At 49.3% G+C, this 22,073-nt stretch carries 23 protein-coding genes; 5 read left to right on the top strand and 18 right to left on the bottom strand.

The annotated features are described in order from the left end of the window. Positions 1-3 precede the first annotated feature (3 nt). From AC0YNW_RS08390 to AC0YNW_RS08380, 3 genes are all read left to right on the top strand, one after another. On the top strand, positions 4-360 hold the full coding sequence (locus tag AC0YNW_RS08390; RefSeq protein ID WP_475831553.1) for a zinc ribbon domain-containing protein: 357 nt from the start codon (positions 4-6) through the stop codon (positions 358-360). A gap of 88 nt (positions 361-448) precedes the next feature. Beyond that, positions 449-592 carry a hypothetical protein gene (locus AC0YNW_RS08385; RefSeq protein ID WP_387478373.1) on the top strand — a complete coding sequence of 48 codons (144 nt, stop codon included), beginning with the start codon at positions 449-451 and terminating at the stop codon, positions 590-592. A 39-nt stretch (positions 593-631) separates the two neighbouring features. Continuing rightward, positions 632-925, top strand: coding sequence for a transposase (locus AC0YNW_RS08380; protein ID WP_475831552.1), 294 nt, complete (start codon positions 632-634; stop codon positions 923-925). Between the two features lie 63 nt (positions 926-988). On the opposite strand, the gene AC0YNW_RS08375 is transcribed toward AC0YNW_RS08380, so the two are convergent. Then, entirely contained in the window at positions 989-2,107 is a 1,119-nt protein-coding gene (locus AC0YNW_RS08375) for a DNA alkylation repair protein (RefSeq protein ID WP_475831551.1), read from the bottom strand. Between the two features lie 99 nt (positions 2,108-2,206). Then, entirely contained in the window at positions 2,207-3,988 is a 1,782-nt protein-coding gene (locus tag AC0YNW_RS08370; RefSeq protein ID WP_475831550.1) for an ATP-binding protein, read from the bottom strand. Between the two features lie 214 nt (positions 3,989-4,202). Here AC0YNW_RS08370 and mscL point away from each other — a divergent pair, with 214 nt between their 5' ends. Then, positions 4,203-4,697: a large-conductance mechanosensitive channel protein MscL gene (gene mscL, locus AC0YNW_RS08365; protein ID WP_475831549.1), complete on the top strand. Its 495-nt coding sequence runs from the start codon at positions 4,203-4,205 to the stop codon at positions 4,695-4,697. After that, the gene (locus AC0YNW_RS08360) at positions 4,690-5,337 is read left to right on the top strand and encodes an NUDIX hydrolase (protein ID WP_475831548.1); all 648 of its coding nucleotides are present in this window, start codon (positions 4,690-4,692) and stop codon (positions 5,335-5,337) included. The genes mscL and AC0YNW_RS08360 overlap by 8 nt, the downstream gene beginning before the upstream one ends. 68 nt (positions 5,338-5,405) lie before the next feature. Here the strand turns inward: AC0YNW_RS08360 and AC0YNW_RS08355 are convergent, their stop codons facing one another. From AC0YNW_RS08355 to AC0YNW_RS08280, 16 genes are all read right to left on the bottom strand, one after another. Beyond that, positions 5,406-5,804, bottom strand: coding sequence for a hypothetical protein (locus AC0YNW_RS08355; protein ID WP_475831547.1), 399 nt, complete (start codon positions 5,802-5,804; stop codon positions 5,406-5,408). A gap of 126 nt (positions 5,805-5,930) precedes the next feature. Then, on the bottom strand, positions 5,931-7,088 hold the full coding sequence (locus AC0YNW_RS08350) for a glycoside hydrolase family 18 protein (RefSeq protein WP_475831546.1): 1,158 nt from the start codon (positions 7,086-7,088) through the stop codon (positions 5,931-5,933). A gap of 5 nt (positions 7,089-7,093) precedes the next feature. Continuing rightward, positions 7,094-8,206 (bottom strand): acyltransferase, encoded by a 1,113-nt coding sequence (locus tag AC0YNW_RS08345; RefSeq protein ID WP_475831545.1) that lies wholly within the window; start codon positions 8,204-8,206, stop codon positions 7,094-7,096. A 23-nt stretch (positions 8,207-8,229) separates the two neighbouring features. After that, positions 8,230-9,579: a glycosyltransferase family 2 protein gene (locus AC0YNW_RS08340; protein ID WP_387478435.1), complete on the bottom strand. Its 1,350-nt coding sequence runs from the start codon at positions 9,577-9,579 to the stop codon at positions 8,230-8,232. 914 nt (positions 9,580-10,493) lie between these two features. After that, the gene (locus AC0YNW_RS08335) at positions 10,494-10,748 is read right to left on the bottom strand and encodes a phage holin family protein (RefSeq protein ID WP_475831544.1); all 255 of its coding nucleotides are present in this window, start codon (positions 10,746-10,748) and stop codon (positions 10,494-10,496) included. Further along, positions 10,741-11,550, bottom strand: coding sequence for an N-acetylmuramoyl-L-alanine amidase (locus AC0YNW_RS08330; RefSeq protein WP_475831543.1), 810 nt, complete (start codon positions 11,548-11,550; stop codon positions 10,741-10,743). The genes AC0YNW_RS08335 and AC0YNW_RS08330 overlap by 8 nt, the downstream gene beginning before the upstream one ends. 64 nt (positions 11,551-11,614) lie before the next feature. Then, entirely contained in the window at positions 11,615-11,773 is a 159-nt protein-coding gene (locus tag AC0YNW_RS08325) for a hypothetical protein (protein ID WP_475831542.1), read from the bottom strand. 248 nt (positions 11,774-12,021) lie between these two features. Beyond that, positions 12,022-14,430, bottom strand: a complete 2,409-nt coding sequence (locus AC0YNW_RS08320; protein WP_475831541.1) for a Kelch repeat-containing protein — start codon at positions 14,428-14,430, stop codon at positions 12,022-12,024. A 3-nt stretch (positions 14,431-14,433) separates the two neighbouring features. Next, positions 14,434-15,051 carry a putative phage tail protein gene (locus AC0YNW_RS08315; RefSeq protein ID WP_475831540.1) on the bottom strand — a complete coding sequence of 206 codons (618 nt, stop codon included), beginning with the start codon at positions 15,049-15,051 and terminating at the stop codon, positions 14,434-14,436. After that, positions 15,051-16,502: a tail fiber protein gene (locus AC0YNW_RS08310; RefSeq protein WP_475831539.1), complete on the bottom strand. Its 1,452-nt coding sequence runs from the start codon at positions 16,500-16,502 to the stop codon at positions 15,051-15,053. The genes AC0YNW_RS08315 and AC0YNW_RS08310 overlap by 1 nt, the downstream gene beginning before the upstream one ends. 3 nt (positions 16,503-16,505) lie before the next feature. Next, entirely contained in the window at positions 16,506-17,534 is a 1,029-nt protein-coding gene (locus tag AC0YNW_RS08305; RefSeq protein ID WP_475832185.1) for a baseplate J/gp47 family protein, read from the bottom strand. Positions 17,535-17,543: 9 nt separating this feature from the next. After that, positions 17,544-17,939, bottom strand: a complete 396-nt coding sequence (locus tag AC0YNW_RS08300) for a DUF2634 domain-containing protein (RefSeq protein ID WP_475831538.1) — start codon at positions 17,937-17,939, stop codon at positions 17,544-17,546. Beyond that, positions 17,936-18,196 carry a DUF2577 domain-containing protein gene (locus tag AC0YNW_RS08295; protein WP_119802759.1) on the bottom strand — a complete coding sequence of 87 codons (261 nt, stop codon included), beginning with the start codon at positions 18,194-18,196 and terminating at the stop codon, positions 17,936-17,938. Before AC0YNW_RS08295 ends, AC0YNW_RS08300 begins: the two co-directional genes overlap by 4 nt. After that, on the bottom strand, positions 18,193-19,164 hold the full coding sequence (locus tag AC0YNW_RS08290; RefSeq protein WP_475831537.1) for an XkdQ/YqbQ family protein: 972 nt from the start codon (positions 19,162-19,164) through the stop codon (positions 18,193-18,195). The genes AC0YNW_RS08295 and AC0YNW_RS08290 overlap by 4 nt, the downstream gene beginning before the upstream one ends. Further along, a complete protein-coding gene (locus tag AC0YNW_RS08285; protein ID WP_475831536.1) occupies positions 19,161-19,874 on the bottom strand; it encodes a LysM peptidoglycan-binding domain-containing protein in 714 nt (237 codons plus the stop codon). The genes AC0YNW_RS08290 and AC0YNW_RS08285 overlap by 4 nt, the downstream gene beginning before the upstream one ends. Next, positions 19,871-21,952, bottom strand: a complete 2,082-nt coding sequence (locus AC0YNW_RS08280) for a hypothetical protein (protein ID WP_475831535.1) — start codon at positions 21,950-21,952, stop codon at positions 19,871-19,873. The genes AC0YNW_RS08285 and AC0YNW_RS08280 overlap by 4 nt, the downstream gene beginning before the upstream one ends. Positions 21,953-22,073: the final 121 nt, after the last annotated feature.

The raw sequence follows: 22,073 nt of genomic DNA, 5'->3' as shown, positions 1-22,073 counted from the left end.
AAGGTGAAGAGCTTATTTCTATGGTACCCTCACTCAGCCGTTGCCCCGTTAGCCTCCTGGCTGAATATCGGGGCGACAGCTCTTGTGCTGCTTCTTGCGTGCGGACTGCTCGGAGCCATGTTTCTCGTCATACGCGTCATGTCGGATGACTCCGACAACTACAAGAGTATCCGCGGCATGGTGGAAGCCATCTTCGGAACACCAGCCCATCTGAGGAACGAGCAAGAAGAACCTCACGCTTCCTCCTCCCTGAAGACAGGCAAGCCTCTAGCCTCCTACCGCGAGCCTTGCCCTGGATGCGGCGAGGAAGTAACCGAACGCGATGTCATCTGTCCTTCCTGCGAGCTCCGATTGTTGTAACGAACTCATATCTTCCTTTCTCCCGTGGCACACTAATGCTGATCTTCCCTTACGACAGATCATATTTCCTGCAAAGGAGCGATAGCCCATGTCAGGCAAACATCCATCCGATCGCCAGAGAGCAGCAAGCAAGGCTCAGTCGCTCGCGGATCGTCATAAGACGAGCAAAGAACAAGCCAGCGAGCTGCAATCAGAAGCTGACCGTGCCGCTGTGCCCAAGCACGGCCTATAAGCTTAGCTTTTGAAGACAGCCTAAGGAGGATAAAGGCATATGAGCAACTCCCATGAAGACCATCGAATGAACCCGATCTCCGGCGAACCGGTAGAAGCTGATGGCGTGTACCGCAATGAATGGGGACGGGACGAGAAGCTTGAGCGGGGCGACGTCTTCCCTGCCGATCCGATGCTCGGATCAACGGAGTGGAGACAGGTCGAGCTTGAATTCGACAACCATCATGCAGGGCGCACTGATCCTAGACTTACGCCTCATGATGACGACGACAACCCTGAAGCGCACATGCAGCATCCTAGACGCCATACGACAAGCAATAAGGATAAAGATTGATCGCATGCCATCTATCCATAAGAACAAGGAGCGAGGCGCATGCGCCTCGCTCCTTCCTTCTCTCTATTCATCATGAAGCAGAAGCTCTGTTCGGGCAATCTCTGCCCCATTCACCCATAACGTGAACACATGTGTCCCCGGGTAATGCTTGCGCGTTGTCAGATCTGCAAATCGATGCACACGACTGTGATCGATGATCTCCCCTTGGGTAAACTCACGGTCTGATAACAAGAAGCGCTTCAGCGAGGTTTTGCCTCCAGACTTCACGAATGCGATTCCATATTCTACACGCAGCTTGAAGCGCTCCGTCGATCCATTATCTTTGAACTGAAGACGATAATGCAGCTTCACTTCTCCGCCGATTGATATCTCGGATTCCGAAAGCATCAATTCCGCCGCTTGCACAAGCGACGCAGCAGATTCGTCATGGGAAGCGTAACCGAATAAAGCCATCGCTCGCGGATCGGCCCGCTTCACCAGCGTCCGGCAAGCGTGTCTGACAATCCAGTCCGTCCATTCATGCTGTCCCAGCCACTTCTCGGCAATGGACAAGACGAGCTCGGGATGGTCCTTAGCGATATCGTTCAAATGATTGGCGACACTCTTGCGCACGTACAGGGACGAGTCCGCTTTCAACTTCTCCAAGATCGGTATCATCGGGGAAGGATCTTTCTTAAACATCTCAATCGCTTGTCCCCAAGGCAGTCTTGGTCTCGAGCCTTCGCTCGCAAGTCTCCTTACATGCTCATCCGGATCGCCGGCCCATTCCAGCAATTGCGGGATCATCCGCTCTGGGTGCTCGATAATAAACGGCCTTACCGCAAATTCTGCGCTTGAGCGACGAGTGAACCTCGCCAGCGCTTCCATAGACCGTTCCCAATGCTCTTCCCTTCTGCCATATACCTCCACAAAATCAGGAAAGTACAAATAAGGAAAACCCACACAATCCTCATCTATTCGATAAAGCACGTCAAGCGCTTCCGGATAATCGCTTGGCAATGTGGCTCCGAGCGCTTCAGCAATTCTCCGAATGCGCGGCTTAAGCTCAAGCTCTGCCCAATCCTCTCTCCTGGCCTCATTCAGGAATCGCTGCACATCGAACAGCTGCCAAGCTTCCTTCAGCCTTGTCCCGAACTGCTCCAAAAATGTACCGTCATACATCAACTTTAGCGGCTCCGCCATCTCTAATCTCCTTCTTCGAAAGGATGGAATACCATCCATCACTTAGGAACGTATGTTTGTATACTAGAGATATACCATGGAACGGCGATAGATTGCAACTCATGCATGACGATTGAGCAGTTCCAGCTTGCCGGCTGCCGGACAACGCTGAGGCAGGCGGATCGTGAAAGTTGTGCCGATGCCAAGCTCGCTCTCAGCAGAAATAAAACCCTCATGATTGTCGATGATTTTGTAGGAAACCATAAGACCTAAGCCGGTTCCCTTTTCTTTGGTCGTATAGAAAGGCTGTCCCATCTTCGCAAGCTGCTCCTTTGATATGCCCGTCCCTTCGTCGCGGATGCGGATAATGGCCATTCCCCGATCGCTAACGCATACCTCTACGCGAACCGTGCCGCCGTCCTGCATGGACTCGATCGCATTTCTAATCACATTAATAAAAACTTGCTTCAGCTGGGTTCCAACTCCCATCACCCATAATGGATGTTGAACTTCCCCATAATCCAAGCGGACCCGATATCTGTCGGCATGGGCTCTCAGACTGGATACCGCCTCCATGAGCAGCTGTTGAATGTCGATATGCGCATACTCGTACACTTGCGGCTTCGATAACATGAGCAGTTCGCTGATAATTGTCTCGATTTGAATAAGATCGGACTTCATGATGGCGTAATAATGGCTGTTATGAATGCGCCCCGAGGAGAGAAGCTGCATGAAGCCTTTGAGCGAGGTAAGCGGATTGCGAATCTCATGGGCAATTCCGGCTGCTAATTGTCCTGCAATCGATAGCTTCTCGGCTTTAATCAGCAGCTCCTCGTTCTTCTTCCTCTCCGAGATATCCCGGATAATGACTTGCTCGACCGGAGCCCCATAGAAGGAAGCGCGAACTCGGACCATCTCCGTATGAATGAGCTTGCCCCGCAGCGTCCGCCACCGCAGCTCAGTCGTGAGTGCAGGTGCTCCGTCTGCCGGCAGCTCCGCATCCATCCATTCCGCAATATCGGCATGATGATTCGGCTCCAATAATTCGTAGACACTGGCACCAATCAGTTCCCGTTCATACTCCGCCTCAAACAATGCGAGTCCGGAAGGATTCATATATTCCCATTTGCCGTCCTTGATGAGCGCGATGGTGTCCATCGAATTTTCCACGAGAAGCTTGTAACGTCCATGCATAACGGCGAACTTCTTAATGTTGAACCAAGTTGTCAGGCTGAAGCTGATGATGAGAAAGGTGGTCATGCAGAGAATGAAGGCCAGCAGCATCAAATATTCGTTGAATCTTTCCATCGTCATAATATCGCGATACTGCACCGTTACGGCATGCATGCCGATCTGGTGCATGGCCATGCTGGAGATTCCAAGCACGATGCCATTAATCATTTTATAGGATGAAGGTTTCTTCTTAAGTAAGAGGATAGCGGTATACGCACCGGCGAAGCTAACAGCGAAGGAAAGGCCAAACCAGGCATAATGTATGGAATAAGCCTGAATGGAGTTTGAAAGAATAGACATGTAATGCAGCAGCATGGATGAACAGGCAAATATAAAAGCCGCAATACCCTCGCATAACCTCGAGATATCAGGCCGGCGAAAGATGATATATAGGGCTGCAAAGGTCGTAACCACGCATGTGAAGAACGTCACCATCATGCTCCAGTCAACAATCAGCATATAGTCGGAGGCCATCATGGATACAACATGCATCGTCCACAATCCCAGACTGAACACTAGCGCAGCACCCAGCATCCAGTAGATCGATTGCCGGGCCACTTTTGGTCTCATATGGTCAATCATACTCATCATCGTAAAGGAGGCAAAGCACATGATCGAAAGCGATAGCAGCAAATAGTAAGGGTTGCCGAACAATATCGGGTGGCTCATTAGCACTCCTCCTCTGCTACTGAATATCTTACATCTTAAGTGAGTTCGACAAATTACCAAAATATCCTTTTTCTTTCGAGGATGTCCTGACGTTTTTTGTTGAATTAGGGCATTCGCCCCGTTTGTTAGGTCTTGCTATTCTGGATTAGCAATGCTAGATTTGGTTCATACTAGAGTTACTAGGGTACCTGAGTAGAAAACGGAGGAAAGAAAGATGAAAGTAAAGATGTTCAGTGAATTCAAAGAATTTGCCATGCGCGGCAATGTCGTGGACCTTGCGGTGGGTGTAATTATAGGGGGAGCTTTTGGCAAAATCGTCACCTCTCTGGTAAACGACATTATTATGCCTCCTATTGGATACATACTAGGTGAAGTGGATTTCAGAGATTTGCAGATCACTCTCGGCAAAGGTGCGCAACCTGCCGGGGACGCGGTTCAAGCTGCTGGCGATGCTGTTCAAGCCGCCGCGCCTGCTGTCATTAAATACGGGCAATTTATTAATACGATCCTAGACTTTCTAATCGTTGCATTCTGTATCTTCCTGATGGTCAAAGGCATTAATGCCTTGCGCCGCAAGAAGGAAGATCCGGATGCAGCCAAGGCGGAGCCCACAGAGAAGGATTGCCCTTACTGCCTGTCCAAGGTGCCGGTGAAAGCAACCCGCTGCAAACACTGCACGTCGCAGCTGGAGACAGCCGCTAATGGCTGAGGAGAGATTCGACATCTACGATGAAGCGATGAATCCGATCGGTACGGCTACCCGCTCCGAGACCCATAAGCATGGGTATTGGCACCGCTCGTTCCATTGCTGGTTGACGCGGCGGGTCGAGGGCCGTCCCGTGGTCGTGTTCCAGCAGAGACAGCTCTGCAAGGACACGAATCCGGGCAGCTTCGACATTACGGCAGCTGGCCATCTGACTGCGGGTGAGACGATCCGGGACGCAGCCCGGGAGCTTGAAGAGGAGCTCGGCATCCTTGCCGATTTCGATCAGCTTGTCCTCCTTGGACAGATACGCGAGGAAGCAGAAGGGCTTGTTGGCGGTGTCACATTTATCGACCGTGAAGTAAGCGACGTATTCGCTCTCGTATGCGAGCTGCCGCTGTCAGAGTTCCGCCTGCAGACCGAAGAAGTGGCCGGCATCTATGAGGCGGATATCGCCGACATGATCAAGCTGTGGGAGGGAACGACGGACGAGCTAACTGTACATGGCATGAAGCTGGCCGGAGAAACTGCAGCAGATGCACAGGGGCTTGTACCGGATACATGCGTCATCCGGGCAGACCAATTCGTGCCGCGGGAGTCTTCCTACTATATCGATATCATGAAGCAATTAGCGCAACTCACCTGACAAACGGGAAAAGCCCGGTCTGCCTCAACGCAGACCGGGCTTCTCGTATTCATGAGAAGTCACGCGAATTAATAGAAACCGCAGCCGCCGCCATGGCAACGATTCAAGCTTCTTACACAAATGTCGAACGTGATCACTGCTGAGCCTCGTCTAGAACAACAGCTGATCTTCACGCAATCAAAACCAGGCTTCCGGAAGAAGCAAATTTCTCTGCACTTCCAGTCGAATATTTCATTAATCGCTCTGCGGTCGCAACGGCGAATCGCAGCTACGAGCTTGCGCGCCTTGCAGCGCCTCCGAAGCTTGGCGAACGATCTGCTCAGCTCGCCGCCCAAGTCTTGAATCCCTTCCACTGCAAAATCATCATGTCTGCGATGATGCTTCCTGTGATGTCTGCGGCGTCCAGTAGACACACCGGCAACCCCTCTGCCGTTCCTCAAACCGCTAATTTCTGTTTTTGCGGACATGTAGATCCTCCTCTCTATCATGCTTACTTCATCATATGCGAGATTAAGAGAGGCGTATGGGTAGATCATGTCCGACAAATGCTGAAAAATACGACCAGCTGTCCCTTGCCTTGTAGTAGGATAAGATCAATCTTCGTTCAGATTGTCCGTCAAATATTGAATAATGCCGTCCTCCGCGTCCTGAGCATATTCCCATACCATGGCTCCGGCCAAATTCTTTTTCTTAATGTATTTAATTTTCGCATCCACGGCTTCCAGATCCTCATAGCTGATGAAGATATCACCGTTATACAGATAAGCAGCCTTCGCTTTTTCATCGAAGTAGCGTTTAAAGCCGTTTTTGTTCAAATAATCCTTCATGATCGTTTGGTAATTCAGATTCGTCTCTACGATATCAATCGGTTCGCCCGTCTGGAAGAGGCCGTCTCCCTCATCATTCACACCCGACCAACCATACGAATAGGCCGGTATGCCAAGCAGAAGCTTCTTGCTGTCCACGCCATGCTTCAAGTAGCTCGCGATAATCTGGTCGATGCTAAGCGGAGACTTTCCTTGGCTGTCCATATACAGATTGGCGTTAAAGCCGGTCTTGTCCGACCAGCGACCGGTCAAATCATAGCTCATGACATTAATGTAGTCGACGTACTTCTCTACTTCCTTCAGCTCCACCTTCTCAAAATACCAGTCTTGCGAGCCGGCGGCGAACGTCAAGATATAGCGCTTGTCCCCTTTATGCGGAAGCAGATTCAGCTTCTCGCGCAGCTCCCTCATCAGGCTCGTGAAGTTGACCGTATCCTTGGGGCTGGCCTTCACTGTGCCCCAGCCGTCATGGGCCGGAAACTCCCAGTCAATATCGACGCCGTCAAGATCCAGCTCCTTCACCAGCTCGATAATGCTTTCTGTGAACAAGTAACGCGTCCCGTCCATAGAAGCGTCGGAGAAGCCATCCACACTGTAGCCGCCAACCGCCAGGACAAACTTGGTCTTCGGATTGTTTTCTTTCATCTGCTTGATATTGTTTTTGATCTGCTCGTTCGCCGCCTCATCCTCATGAAAGAACAAGTCCGTGCCTGCAATCTTCGCAAAGGCGACAAACGCAATATCGACGCCCTTCTCCGACAGCTTTACGTTCGCCGGATCGCGCCAGGCTTCAATATAAACGGTATTAACTCGCCTTTCTTCCCCGCCTATGCTCTGTACATAATAGATTGCCAGACCGATGAATAAGATTGCGACGATAAGTTTCGTCCATGCATTGATTTTGACTGCTTTGTTCGCTCTCAAATTCGTCACCCTCTCCCGCCGAATAATATCGCCGTCACATACCGATTCAGATTCAATACCTTCACCGCGATGTAACTGACTGCGAAAACTGCTGACAGATTAAAGATCAGACTTCCCGCCGTCTCGATAAACGATGCCTCTACCCCCACGCTGCGCGCAACCATCGTCTCTACTAGCAGATGGACGAGATAGATGCTGAAGCTTGCTGCCGAGACAGAGCTAATGACCCTCCGCACCTTGTCGTTGGTCCTTCGCGAGATCGCTGCATCCTTCTCCTTGAAGAAGAGGAAGAGACCTACCGCCATCAGGAAACTTGTGATGGAATAGTTGCCGTAGAACATTTCATCCAGCGTGCCATTCAGCTTGGATACCCCATACGTCAGGACAGGCGTCAAGACAAACGATAAAATGCCCAGGTTGTACAGGACATGCTTCCATATGGTCGGCAGCTCGAAGTGGAACAGATAGTATCCTAATATAAAGTAGCCGAGATAGCCCATGAACAACGGAATATTCATGCTGGGAATATAGAGATACTGATCCGTAGCGCGGTACACAATATCCGAGACGAGCCGGTATAGGATGCTCACTACGAACCACAGAAGCAAGTAATAGCGCAAATCCTTTTCGCTGCACGCCTTCACAAACTTGGAGATCAGCGGCACAGTCATATAGACTGCGATAATCGCATAGAGAAACCAGAGATGCACGTAGTTCTGGTCGGTGAGCAGCTTGTATCCGAAGTCCACAATGAACTCCAGCGCATTCTTGTCGCTCTTCAGTAAATAGTACTGGTAGAACAACCCGTAAATAAGCGACCAGGAAAGCAGGGCTACGACGAGCGGCCACACCCTTTTCAAATAAAAATCCTTTAAGGATTTCACTTCCGAGCGCAGAATCATCGCGCCGCTTATCATAAAGAACACAGGCACCGCGAATCGGCAGATGGAGTTGAATACATTGCTCACCCACCAGGAGGTCGTCGAAAAATCATTCGTGCGGGTTAGCAGCGAAGCCGAGATGTGCAATACGATGACGGCTACGATAGAAATAATGCGCAATAAATCGATATAAATAATACGTTTTCCCGCCGTTTTGGCGATGCTTACGCTGCTCATGGTCTGCCTCCGTCCGGTATCTGTTATCTGGCGCTTGCCGACGTATTGCGTCCGATTGATGCGACGCCCTTGCGCTCGACAAAGCCCCAGCCGTTGTCGTTATCGAAATATTTGAATGTGCCAATGACGTTAATATACATCAGCACCAGTCTGTATGAAATGAGGTCATACTGGCTGAAAGCCAGCATTTTGACATACTCCCATAGTGTGAAATGGCCGCCGTACTTCCTGCAAAGCAGGAAAGATATGCCGAGCTGCACGGCATTAATGATAATCGTAATAATAAACAGCAGGAAAGCGATGAACAGATTGCTGCCGGAGAACGCCGCATCGATCAGATGAAACACCGTTGTAAACACCGTCAACGTCCCCAGAATGAACCCGTCGATGGCAAAAAAGACACTGATGCCCGGCTTAAAGCTCCGTGAGAGCTTCGACCAATAAATGAGAATACAGTCTACGAACGCCTTTTGCCAGCGAATGCGCTGCTTGTAGAAGTTCTTCATATCCTCCGGGCATTCGGTGAAGCATACCGCTTCTGGCGCATAAACCAGCCGCTGTTTCAGCTTATTCGCTTTGATATACTCGTGAATCTTCAGCGTGATGTCGATATCCTCGCCGACTGTGCTGCGGAAGCCGTTCACTTCATACATGAGCTCCCTGTAGAAAGCGCCAAACGCACCGGAAATCACCACAATGGAGTTGAAATAGGATTGAGTCAGTTTCCGAACGTAGAAGCTATGGATGTAACTGATCATTTGACTGCGCACGATGCCCTTGCCGGTAAAGCTCTCGTGGATTTCGCCATCTTTGCGCTTTGCCCCTTGCACGATTTTGACCGTGCCGCCTAGCGCGACAATCGATGGATCGTGAAAGTATTGATTCACATACTTAAGCGAATTAGCCTCCAGCATGCTGTCGGCGTCCAGCGTAATGACAATATCGCCATCCGCATAGTCGATTCCTGCATTCAGGGAATCGGCTTTGCCGCCATTCAGCTTATCAATTACGTAAATATGCGGGTAAAGTGCAGACTGGTAAAAACCCCTGACCCGCTTATACTTCAGTCGTTGATTCGGCTTGCGGTAATTGATGCGCAAATCAAGCAGTTCCTGCAACCGCTCGAAGGTGCGGTCCTTGGAGCCGTCGTTCACGATAATGATCTCGTGATTGCGGTAGTTGAGGCCGTCCATCGCGTCCAGGCAATTCTGGATTGTCCTCTCTTCGTTGTAAGCCGGCACTAGGACAGACAGAGATTTTTCATCCAATGCGGGATCGAGCTTCTTCACCTTGCTATACAGGAGAGGGACTACCGTGTACAGCACTTGAAACAAAAGAAAGCTGGCCGTCGTTAAATAAAGCACATAATACATCGACATTCACTCCTTCCTGGTTACGGGACTTTATGTCATTAGGAAGGTAAGACCGGGCAATTGCCAGCTCGAGCCAAGTTCAGCCTATATCAAGAAGTGTTTTCCCTTGTAACCAATAACTGTTTTTTTGTTTGTTCTAATACCCTATCCCAACGGAATTCATCTGTAAAATCGGATTTGAAAGTAAGAAAACGATAACAATGGTTCTTTTTTACACAAATGCTCGTTCTTTTATCCTTTTTCGCTACCTGTGTTAATCATTAGTGAACATTTTTGTCAAAAAGAGGCGTTAGCTATCATGACGTTGAGTGTGATTTTTGCGCATGAAAAAGAGCCCTCTGGGGGGGAGGGACGGTATATGGTTAGCCGCCGACTTGGCTCTTGAAGAAAGAGCAAGCCTAAGGCAACCTATCCGCCCTTCTTCCTGGAGGGCTCTTGGTTGTGTGGTGATTTGAAGGACTGTCTCGCGGGGTTGTAGTTGTTTATGGTTCGATACTCACTAATTCGTCTGCGTGCAGTAACGGTAAATCCTAAGTAACGGGATATTCCCGCTTCCGGGAAAGCTTAAGAAAAAACCTATTGCGAATGTCCACAATGAGAAGCTGCGGGATTAGAAGCGCCGGAAGGAACATCATAATGATGAATACGAGGTTGGCTAAGATATGCTCCCTTCCTCTAACCTACCCTTAGACAAATTTCAACCAATCTATAACCAAACCTAACTTACGATTTCCTGTTCAATGCTAAGCATCATCAACTGTTTATTCTTTGGTCCCACCATTGTTGGCGCCCTACTAGATTAACAATAACATCAATAAGATCCAGAATGTCTCAAGCATAGTCGGTATGAAATTTGGAGTGCACATAGTCGAACTTCGAACATTTGGATGTATCCGTTGCAGAACTAACTTCCCTTACTTATCAGTCGTTTGCTTGACCAGCTGATGAGTTAACACCGTGGCTCCTGTTACCAATACGCCTTGAATAATGCCTTGGACGGGAGAACCTACGATAACAATGCCACCAGCCATGCCGATAGCAAGAAGTGCCCACGGGATTGTCCAGTTGGGAACCCTAGGCGTATTCTTAAGGAGCAGGCCCATAATAAAAAGCACCGGCATCAGGACCAGTGCTTCTTCGGTCACATATTGGATAAAATCGTTAATCATACGTGTTACCTCCTTTCTCCAGCAAACCTAGCCGATCCAACAGCACCGCTGCCTGTGCCCGGGTCAGAGGCTCATCTGGCGCAAAGCGTTCAGGCGATACGCCATTCAGCAGCCCAGCCAGGATTGCTATGCGAATCGAGGATTCAGCCCAGTGGCCTTGGACATCAGTGAAGCCCTCCGGCTGAGCCGACTCGCTCGGCGGAGTTGGCGCTGGCTTGTCTGGGGTTGTCTTGGGCGGACTATACGGATGTCCCACAAACCGGCAATATCCTGCAACAACAGCCTCCGCATACTTCATCCAATGCTGTCTAAGCCTGTCGGCATCGGTTGGATTTGTACAAAAACCATATTCGACGATGACCGTCGCCACAGCTCCGGTCAAACGATGCATAAAGTAATAATCCCCGCCCGAATCATTGGACCGGGAGAACGACCTGCGGGATGGCTGGCCTGCATCCTTAAGGACATTAAGCAATGCATTGGCCAGTTTCCCATCCGAATAGACGCTATAGATTGTCTCCGCACCGGCAGCGGCGCTCGATGGCGCCGCATTGATGTGGTTGCTGATGCAATATTTGGCCCCGCTGTTCTTGACTAACTCCGCCCGAACCGAGGACGCTAATGTGATATCGGAATCGCGGGTCAGCGCGACTTTAACGCCAAGCTCCTTGAAGCGCTTGAACTGATACAGCGAGATATCCAGATTCATCGCCTTCTCCACAATCCCATTCCCGCTCGCCCCCGGGTCGTTGCCCCCGTGGCCAGGGTCGATGATGAGCTCAGGTTTTTCAATTCGTGTCATTTATAATGCCTCCATCTGAAGGGATAAAGCATGCCGCTATCCCCACCGAGAAAAATATATGAGATCAACGCTTATCCCCTTTGTCTATACGATCAATACGCTGATGTGCAGACTTGGCAGATTCCTCTACCCGGGTTACACGTTCAGAAAGCTCGTCGTATCGCTTTCCTTGGGCCCGTTGTTCCAACCGAACCTCATCTACGCCGCGTTTAATGTATTCCATATCTGCATTCATCCGCGCATCTCGGTGAACACCCTCTTTGAGGTCTTGCTTATTTAAGCGGACTCGACCAGCCCACCCCAATAGAATGCCGCTAATTGCAGAGATAGCCCCTATTAAAGCAAATAGAATGGGTGCAAGTTTCTCCACCGGCTCACCTCTGTTTCAATAAAAATAGACTCCGATTAATCGGAGCCTCATTATGCCTATGATTTCATTACTCTTTACTAATACAGATATATAAAAAATACTCAATAACCTTTTATTTTTTGCCAAGCGCTTCCTGTGCCAGTATATGTTTCTGCATTTTGTAGTAATGTTGTTCCATTATGAAAATATACATCATCAAAGTTCACTAGCATTCTATTGTTGACGCCTAATAGGGCCTTGTTAGGAGATACCAGCTCTGTTCCGTATACACCAAATTGCTCCTGTGTACGATAGATCACCACTGTACCTGAAGGATAACTTTTCGATGTAAGTGAGTAAGCTACTACATTACTGCTAGTTGACCCATTAACATAACCACCAATTATATATATTCGATTATTAACAACTGCTGTGCTATGATGTATCCTTGTTGCAGATAATGGAGCAAGAGTACTCCATGAATTTGAAACGGAGTCATAGCAATAAGTCGTATTTACAAAATTTGCACCGGTACCGTTATAAGCATTAGATCCTCCCATGACATAAACTTTGGTTCCAATAGAAACGGCTGTATGGTTTTGTCTAATTTGCGGCATTGTTGTCAATGTGGTCCATGAATTCGAAATTATGTCATAGCAAAAATTTGTAGCATAAGTACCATTACCATTAGTACCACCCATAACATATATTTTTGTTCCAATAGCAACTGCAGTGTGGTCATATCTCCCTGATGGCAATGGAGCCAAAGTAGTCCAAGTATTTGTACTTGAATCATAGCATAAGTTATGTGAACCACTACTACTGTTACTGCTATTATAGCCACCCATAACATATATTTTTGATCCTACAGCCACTGCACTATGCTGTTGCTTTGCTACAGGCATCGGAGCTAAGGTAGTCCAAGAATCATTAGTAGTATCATAACAGTGGTTAACGTCTCGTGGTACGCCCCCATTAATACCACCGATCGCATATATTTTGGATCCAATAGTAGTAAAACTAAGTTGACTTCTGCTCATTGGCATTGAAGTAAACGTAGTCCAAGTATTTGTCAACGTATTGAAACAATAATTACCACTACTGCCTCCGACAGTATATATATTATTACCTAAAGTTGCAGAGGTGTGTCTAATGATGTATGGTGTTGGAACAGGAGGGAAATCAAGCAAAGCAGGATTATTCCATTCCCCTTCAAACCATAACTCCAAATCATTTCTGATAGAAGTAATAGGAACACTGGATTTGATCCATATGCCTTCTTTCTTTACTGGCGCTGTTAATCCTGTGTAGACGTTTAATTTTGCACCACCTCCTCCGCTACGTAAGATAAAATTTGTGCCATCATAAATAAACGAGTAGATCTTGCCAGATTCTCCGCTAAATCTCGCTCCATCTGCATCGAACAAAGCTTTAGCTCCCAGCCCATTAACATTGAGTGTTGGATTAGTGCCAGTATTTACATGCAATTTAAGGCTGATCTCCAGTCCTGTATACAAAGATGCAGGAGCTGGTGTCAACGTGAGGGTTAGTGCTGTAGCGGTCCCGGCTGAAGCTGCATATCTAGTCCGAGAATCAATCGCCTGCATCGTCCTCAGAGGCGTCATATACACGTTGGCAACCGCTCCCGCCTCTGCCTGTGCTTGTGTTGCCACTCCATAGTTCTCCACGGAGCCAAGTCCTACGTCTGCTTTGGCTAGAGTGACTGCTCCAGTTCTGCCTGCAACGCTCGTTACAGCGTTTACTTGCGCGCCCGCCGCTATACCGTCGAGCTTGCTTTTGTCCGTCGTGGACATGAGACCGGCAGCGGATGCAGTCGCAGCAGCCGTGCTTGCCTTAGCGTTCCAAGTCGACTTCTCAGCGTCTGTAACGAATCGATTGCTTGCATCTTGGGCGATGATGGACGGCGGATGCGAGGCGGGATGAACGTAGTTGTTCGCTCCCGCAGCAACGCCATCCAGCTTGGCCTTATCCGCCCCGGACATGAGACCGGCTGTCGTTGTGGTAGCCGCTGTCGTGTTGGCTTTGGCGTTCCAAGTCGCCTTCTCTGCATCTGTTACAAAACGATTGTTCGCGTCCTGAGCAATTACAGACGGAGCGTGCGTCGCTGGATGCGTATAATTGTTAGCGCCTGCTGCAACGCCGTCGAGCTTGCTCTTGTCCGCCGCTGACATCAGCCCTGCAGCCGAGCCTGTAGCCGCAGTTGTTCCGGCTTTCGCATTCCACGCCGTCTTCTCCGCATCCGTTACAAACCGGTTGTTTGCGTCCTGCGTAATCATGGTAGCCGGATGCGAAGCAGGATGAACGTAGTTGTTCGCTCCCGCAGCAATACCTGCAAGCTTGGACTTTTCCGCTGACGTATAATCCTCCGTAGACAAGCCCTTTCCTGTGACTTTATCGACTTTTCCTGTAATCGCGGCATCGAGAAGATCCGCATTTCCATTAAAGTCATCGATGTTGACGTTGTCTGTTCCTTCCGGCTTCTTCAATTTCAAATTCGGTGTTAATTGCATCGATTACTCACCTCCGTAGGTTCTTAATTGATTCCAGGTTCGTGTGCCCGCTTGCTGCCAATTCAGGCCAGACACCATATCCCAAGTTGTAAATGTGTAGATAAACGATACTGAAAGATGCGCAGGCTTAATCGCCTCCAGCGTCTGTACAAAACCCGCCATATTGGCCGGTACGCCAAGTACGCCGATAAATTGTACGACAAAACGATTTTCTGGCGGATATTCCTTTACATCGACTTCTCCACCGGAAAATGCGGAGGCAATATTGATCAGCTTCTGCTTCGTCAGCGTGCCATGCCCGCGCAGCTTGGCAATGATAATCTCGCGACGCCACTCTGGCGTCATTGAGATGTCCGTGGACAAACCCAGCTCCTTCTCCCAGTCGTCCAGCCCCCATGTTACCGTCGATACAAACCACTGTCTCAATGCATCGTTATGGTCAGCCCAAGATTGTCCGACCTCTTCCGAAAGTGTAGCTTGGAGCTCCACCATATCTCGGATTTGGCTCCAATAATGAGGCAGGTACTCGATAAGTTGTACTTTCTCGCTATCTGGCAGTTCAGTGGCACTCACTGAACTGCCATAGAGTCGAATCCCTTGCTGCGATTCTCCGTATACCATTAAGCATCACCCCGCAATTGACCCCATGTGACACCCTTTGAGAGCTTACTCGCGGCTAAATCATAGGCGGTTTTTACCGCGCTAGCCGTTGCCGCCATTGTAGTACTGGTACTGTTGACAGCAGACGACAACTGAACGATCCCAGCCGCACTGACAGATGCCGCAGGCAAGCGTGCCGCGGCGAACGTACCTGCTGTGATATCCGCTGCGTTATGCTGATGTGCGGCCGGTGGGAATGTGGCTGGCTTTCCTGTTACTCCAGCCCATGGAACTGTGTCTGCTGCATCTGCCGCATTCACTTTACCGTCATCATTGCTGTCGTACAGAGACTTCAGCATGTCTCCGTTGCCGGTACCGCTAAGTCGAATGGCAATCGCTTCAGCAGTCCGCTGCGGCGTCATGTATACATTGGCAACCGTACCGGCTTCTGCTTGTGCTTGTGTAGCTAGCCCAAAATTTTCGACGTTGCCCAGTCCTACATCCGCCTTCGAGAGGGTGACAGCGCCAGTCCTGCCCGCTACGCTCGTCACACTGTTCACTTGAGCGCCTGCTGCAATGCCGTTAAGCTTGGCTTTATCTGAGGATGACATAAGGCCAGCCGTCGAAGCTGTCGCCTCGCTTGTGCTCGCCTTGGCATTCCAGGCGTTCTTCTCCGCATCCGTTACGAATCGGTTATTTGCATCTTGTGCGATGATGGAAGGGGGATGCGACGATGGATGCGTATAGTTATTAGCACTTGCAGCAATTCCCGCCAGCTTGCTCTTCTCTGCTGTTGTATAATCTTCCGCAGAGAGACCCTTGCCAACTGCTTTGTCGAGCTTGCCAGCAAGCTGAGTCGTAACTGTTGCGGCAAAGTTCGGATCATTGTTCAAGGCATCCGCAAGCTCCTGCAGCGTATCGAGCGCTTCCGGAGCAGCACCAATTACATTCTGAATGCGCTGATCCGTCTCGCTTTTCGTATACGTTGATGCCTTATCCGCTTTAGCCAGCAGCTGTGTATCCACATACGTTTTATCCGCCTTGGAGATCTCCCCTGCGCTCAGTCGGCTGTTCAAATTACCCGTCAGCGCATCATTTGCAAGCTTGTAGCGCTCCACTTCAGTCTGAGTTGCTGTAATAGCAGCTTGAACCGAATTGATATCATCCGCTTCCACTTGGTCGCCTTGCGTCTGGTACGTCACATACACCTTCGGCGAATCGGAATAGATTCGCAGCGTCCTTTTCCACGGAGTATCCGCAGGAATGGATACCACAAAATCAGTAACAGCCTTTCCCGTCAATAACGGACCTGTATACGCCCTAATCGTGCTATTCGCAATATTGTCATGGGCTAGCGGACCCTCGTATTGTCCATCTGTAAGCACAATCTCTTCTTCGATCGTATAAAAGCTGCCATCCGGCTTTTTATTCAGCTTATCTGTGTAATGATTGATTACCTCTGGATAAGTCATAACCTACACCTCCAACTGTACGCTGGTCAGGTCAGGAAGCTCTTCCGAAGCCAGTTCGACGTTCGCTGCCGCTCCGTTCAGCGTCAGATTGGAATAGTCGATGACACCTGACGTACGAAGCAAAATAGTTCCGATCTGAGCAATGCTTACATAATCGGAATCAATTGTAACGCTTCTCAGATAAGCTTGAACGGACGACGTAAGCGACTCTGTCACTTCCTGCAAGACATAACCCTCTGCCAGTCTCACCTTGGCTTTGAGCAAAATCGGCTTGGCTGCCGCTGAAACGACGGTAACTGCAGCGCCAATTGGCCGTACCGAATCGATGTAGACCTTCGTTGTATCAACCAGTACCGGAGCTGCCGGCTTCATCTGGCTGTCGAATATAACGACCTTGACTGATCCTGGACCATTCCATAACGGATACACTCTTGCGCCGCCCACACCCGGAACCTCCTGCGCCCAGCTTCGATAATCGGCTGCATTGCCGCCGCTTGACGGGTTGCGCACCCGGTGCAAATATCTTGTCCGCAGCGAGTCATCGGTTTCAATATCCTCGCCATGCACAATAACATCCGACAGCTCCGCCTTCACCAAGCCGTTAATGAAATCAAGCGGCAGCAATGGCCCATAATACAGATTCCCTGTCGCTCCAGGCGTCTCGGATTCCAATCTGAAGACGCCTGCAGACAAACGCTCGCGGGCCACATAACTAATCCCTTCAGCACCAAATCGGCTTCCAATAGGGATATCCAGCGGAGCTTGGCTTCCACCATAAAACAGCCCTTTGCGCTGTGCCGTTGTCGCCGGCTGCCTGTTCACGCCAAAGTCGGCTGTGCGAAGCTCCAAATATTCGCCGCTCGATGTTACGCCAAAACCTAGCCGATACTGGAGCTCCATCTCCGCATAAAGCTGTGCCAGTTCAGCAGCAGCTGGAGCAAGCGCGTCATAAATAACACTGCCTACCCGCTTATCGATGCTGCCCGGAACCCTGTCCAGCATACGCTCTAAAATCACTTCCATGGTTTGCACATGTTCCAACTAACTCACCTCCATCGCGGCATCAAACGCCCCGTATTGTGAAACTACAGTAAACGAAAGCATCATCCGGTCGCCTTCCATGCCTGCGCTGACTCCTTTCACCGCTTCAATGCGATCATCCTGCGTCAGCGCTTCTTCAAGCATTCTTCTAGCTTCAGCCGCCGCTATGGAAGGATTTCTGCCGAATAAGCTCTTGAGTTCATGTCCGTAATCTGTACTGTAAATCAAATGTCTGAACCGGTCGGTCTGCAGGATTTTGTAGACAGCTTGCCGCAAGGCATCCATACCGTCCGTCATTCCTGTTATGCGACCTCGTTCCACATCCAGCTTCCATGTGCGGGAAGGCTGTTCGCCTTCCTCGATCACCTGGCTAAGTACGCCTCCTTGAGGAATCATGCGCTCACCGTCCGATCAAGCACCACATAACGCTGACCGCCTTGCATGCGAAGCAGGAGGACACGGTCCCCCTGCTCCAATCCGCGCAGCGCCAAGCTTTCCGTCAAGATCAAAAAACCCGCCGGCAGCGTGAATCGTTGATCGACTCGCACGCTCAGCGGGTGCACGGATACAATTTCGCCGTACAGGATATTAACGGGGTTGCTTGCTTCCACGGCACCTGCTCCGGCTTTTTTGATCAGCTCCAACATACTCATCCAATCACCTTCACATCCAGCGCCATCGTATGGGAGGCGCTATCGAATTTATGCGTACACTCATCCACAAGAAAGGGCTGATTCACGCCGTATTCCTTAATCCATACCCGCACATAACAGCCTGCGCGCACGCGCATATCGCCGATCGCATTCAGCTTGAGCGTCTTGCTCTCCCTGTTGTGCAAAGTGGTCAATTGATCAAGAAGCTCTTCAATTTGCGTCTGATTTTTGTTCTCGTCGACTGATTGATAAAGCTGAAGCGTTCCCCATTTGGCAATATTGTTGCTGTCCTGCTTCACATGGAGCTCCCGCTTCCCTGTCTTCTTATTATCTTGATAGAGAACAATGCGGTTATACGTTTCTTGGTCGATTGATGTAGACAAGCTGTAATTCGTCAGCAAGCTGCCCTCGCCAAGATAGAAATCAACGAGCATATCCTCAATGTTACGAAGCGTCAACGAGCCAAAGTCATCATACAAAACAAAGTTTTGCCCTTTGTGAATAAGCGTAAGTGTTAACGCTTTGTCGCAAATATCCAGCAGCTTCTGGCCATCCTCCACCATCTCGGGAATGACATAAGGCGTCTCCGCCAAATTCCCGACCTTCAGCTTCAGCTTATTGGCGACTTCACGAACAATTTCGGAAGCCCGCTTGTTTTCGAATACAAACGTGTCCGAGGACAGCAAATAACGGATTTGATCATACGCTTTTACCTTGACCGCTTCATCGCTGCCGCCCTCAGTACTGAAGACATAGCCGTAGAACACCGGCTTGTCATCCTTGGTGACATGAATGATATCACCGTTCTGAATTTGGAAAGCCTGAAGCTCATAAAGCCCGCCTTTGATCAGCGTAAAATCAAGGCTGCCCGCTTTGCCGATTCGGCTTGTCTTCCATGTGAGGTCCCCTACGATGTCAGAAATGTCCCATACATTGCCGTTCTTATTGTCAATCAGCACTCGGATCATGGCAGCTTCAGCACCCTTCCAACCTGCAGCCTCTTCGTCTCGGCGTCGCTAATGTTATTCAGCTTCTGAATCTCGCTCCAGCGGTTGCCATCGCCAAGCTTGGTCTTTGCTACTTTCCAAAGCGTATCTCCCGCCACTAGCGTGTAGGTTTTCTCCTTGGCGCGATCATCCGGACGTTGGTCCCCTTTCGGCACTACCGCATTATTCTGTACAACGACTTTTTTCGCCGCATAGAACCGGTAGTGCTTCAGCTTAATGGAATATTCAATATCGCCAATACCGCCGGCTACTTCCTTCCACTGGAAGGATTCGATCGTGGCCGGAGTGTTAATGACCACATCTGAAGAAGTGGAGCCGCCCTGGAAAATAAAACGGATGGGGCGTTTGCTCTCCATCCATCTGGAAATTTTGCGGACTTGCTCCATTGGCGGTACGACTTTAACGACTGGAGCTTGACCCTTCGTTTTCTCATCTTCATCGCCATCTTCATCGTGAGAAGGCAGCATAAACGGGTATAGCTTCGATGGGAAAAAGCTGCTGAACGCATACTCGGATAGCTTGCGCGCCTTTATGACATTAATTTCTCCTAAGCCCACTACATCATAAGTGCTGCCATTGCCCCCATCTGAAATTTCGATAGAGGAAGGCAACACTTGAATATCCAAAACCTCAGCGCCATTGTTAAAGCTGAGTTCCATCCGATAGCTCATCGATATACCCCCTCAGCCGATACGGAAATCTCTTCCTGCAGAACCGTTGTGATCGCTTGAACCATAGAGCTGACGTCCATGCCGTTCTTAATATCGCCCGTCTGTACATTGACGGACGGCTGCAGCGTCACGAAGTTTTGAATATTCTTCATCTCTGCAAGCTCACGCATCGTCTTCAGATCTTCGCTGCTGATATCGACGGTATCGTTGATTTTGCCGACCTCGTCCAATCGGCCGCCTCCAACTGCCACTGTGGATTGTTGTTGGAATTGCTTGCCTGGATCTTCATATGGGGTCACAGCCTTCTCCTGTGCAGCCATTTCTTGTTCTGCACGCTGAGCAGCACGTTCGGCAAGGAAGTTGTTTTCCTCCTCAATCCGCTGCTGCTTATTCAACTCTGCGCGTGCAATTGCTTTTTGCTTTTCATCTGGCGCCTTGTCTACTAAGTCTTGAGCAAACTTCTCCATATCTGCTCTGAAAGTAATCTTATAGTCCGTTCCAAACAATAGATTAACAACACTCAAAAAACCATTGATCTTATCAATTATCCCGTTAATAACTACGTCATAAATTTTGCCGATGGTCTTGGCCCATAATAAAAATGGCTCGGATAAAGCATCTACGAGCGTCCAAAAGAAAATGACAAGCTGATCCCAGAAGTTCAAGATTTTATTCCATACCTTCAACATAAACAACGCTACAGTATCATTCGTTTTCCACAAGTTGATTAACATCATAACCAAACCTGCAACTAATGAAATGATGAGGAAGATCACATTGGCCTTCATCGCTGTGTTCAAGCCGCTCCAAGCTTTCCCCACGCCTTCTGTAATCGTCTTATGGATACCCATCGCAATATTCGTTAGTGCAGTATATACCTGGCTCAGTTGTTGGAGTGTGTTATATACACTCACTGCTTGGTTCACACCTTCATAGATAGGTCCAACCACCGACCAATTATCCGCCATAAAGCCTGTTACAGCAGCATTTTCTGTCATCAGCGCAGTAAGATTTTCTCTTAGAAGTGCAACAGATTCCGTAATTTTGGGAATTTGATTTTCAGCCTCTGGATTAGCTTGTACCGCAGCTGCCTCGGCTGCTTCTGCTGCCGGAGCCGGCAAAGCAAGTGTATTGCTTGGAGAATGCTCTATGATATTCCCTGCAGCCATAGCATTGGTAGTTTGCAGATTATTAGCAGCCCTATTCGCCAGTACTATGCTGTTTTCTGGTTCTTCGTAAAGTACTGGCAATAGATTGGAAGACCCTCCAGATGGAAGAGCCTCTATTACTTCAGAGCCACGCCCGGAAGAAACCTGGGCAATTGAAGAAACGATACTCGATATCTTGGCCAGTATGCCGCTTAGGGAATCATTAGCTTTGCTGAGACCGGTTTGGATCGTTTTATGCATGGAGTCCAACCACTCACCCAATTTGGTGGCAATTGACGCATTCAGAACTGCAAGTCCAGACAGCTTCGTGGACATTTCTTCGAAAACGACAGCCTGACTGCTCAGCATGGCTTCCATTTGCTTACTCGCAGTCAGCTCGGTTTCTTGCTTCTTCTTTACTTCTGTCGTTTTCTTTTCAGTCTCTGTAATCGCATTGATATCCGGGATATTGGAGCCGATTATTTCAATAAACTCCCCAAACTTAGGAATAACTTCTTTTTTGATTTTCTCTTCCAACTTGGCTCGTTCCGACTCTAACGATACCGCTTTAGCTTCCTGTGCTGGAGGCTCCGCGGGAACAACACTCGGAAGCTGCATTGCTGTAGATATCCCCGCCGTAACTGTCGGTTGAGTGACGCTTAACATACGTTTGCCAGCCGTCTCAATTGCCTCAGCCAAAGCTGTGATGCCTTTAGCCGCTTCGTCTAACGGCGTGACCATTGCCGTAACCGCGCGCTCCATCGCTCCCAAGCTGCTTTGCATACGTTCAGCAGCCTTACGTTCTGCTATTACCATTGAACGCTGCATGTTATCCACGGCCAAAGCAGCGAGGTTCATAGAGCCCATCATGCTCCGAACAACGCCAAGCATCTGCTTTTGTCCCCTTACCAAAGCTTTTGTCGTACTCATCGATTCACCACCTTTCTGGTACGATCAAAGGGACTGCTCTCGATTAAGAGAATCAGTCCCTGTATATAAATAATTACTTCTTCCTCGCATTCTGCTTCCGCTCCGCTGCGATGCGTTCCTG

The sequence above is a fragment of the Paenibacillus sp. J31R120 genome (assembly GCF_056269225.1).
Note: the sequence above shows the minus strand (reverse complement) of the source record. Positions and strands in the feature narration are given on the sequence as shown.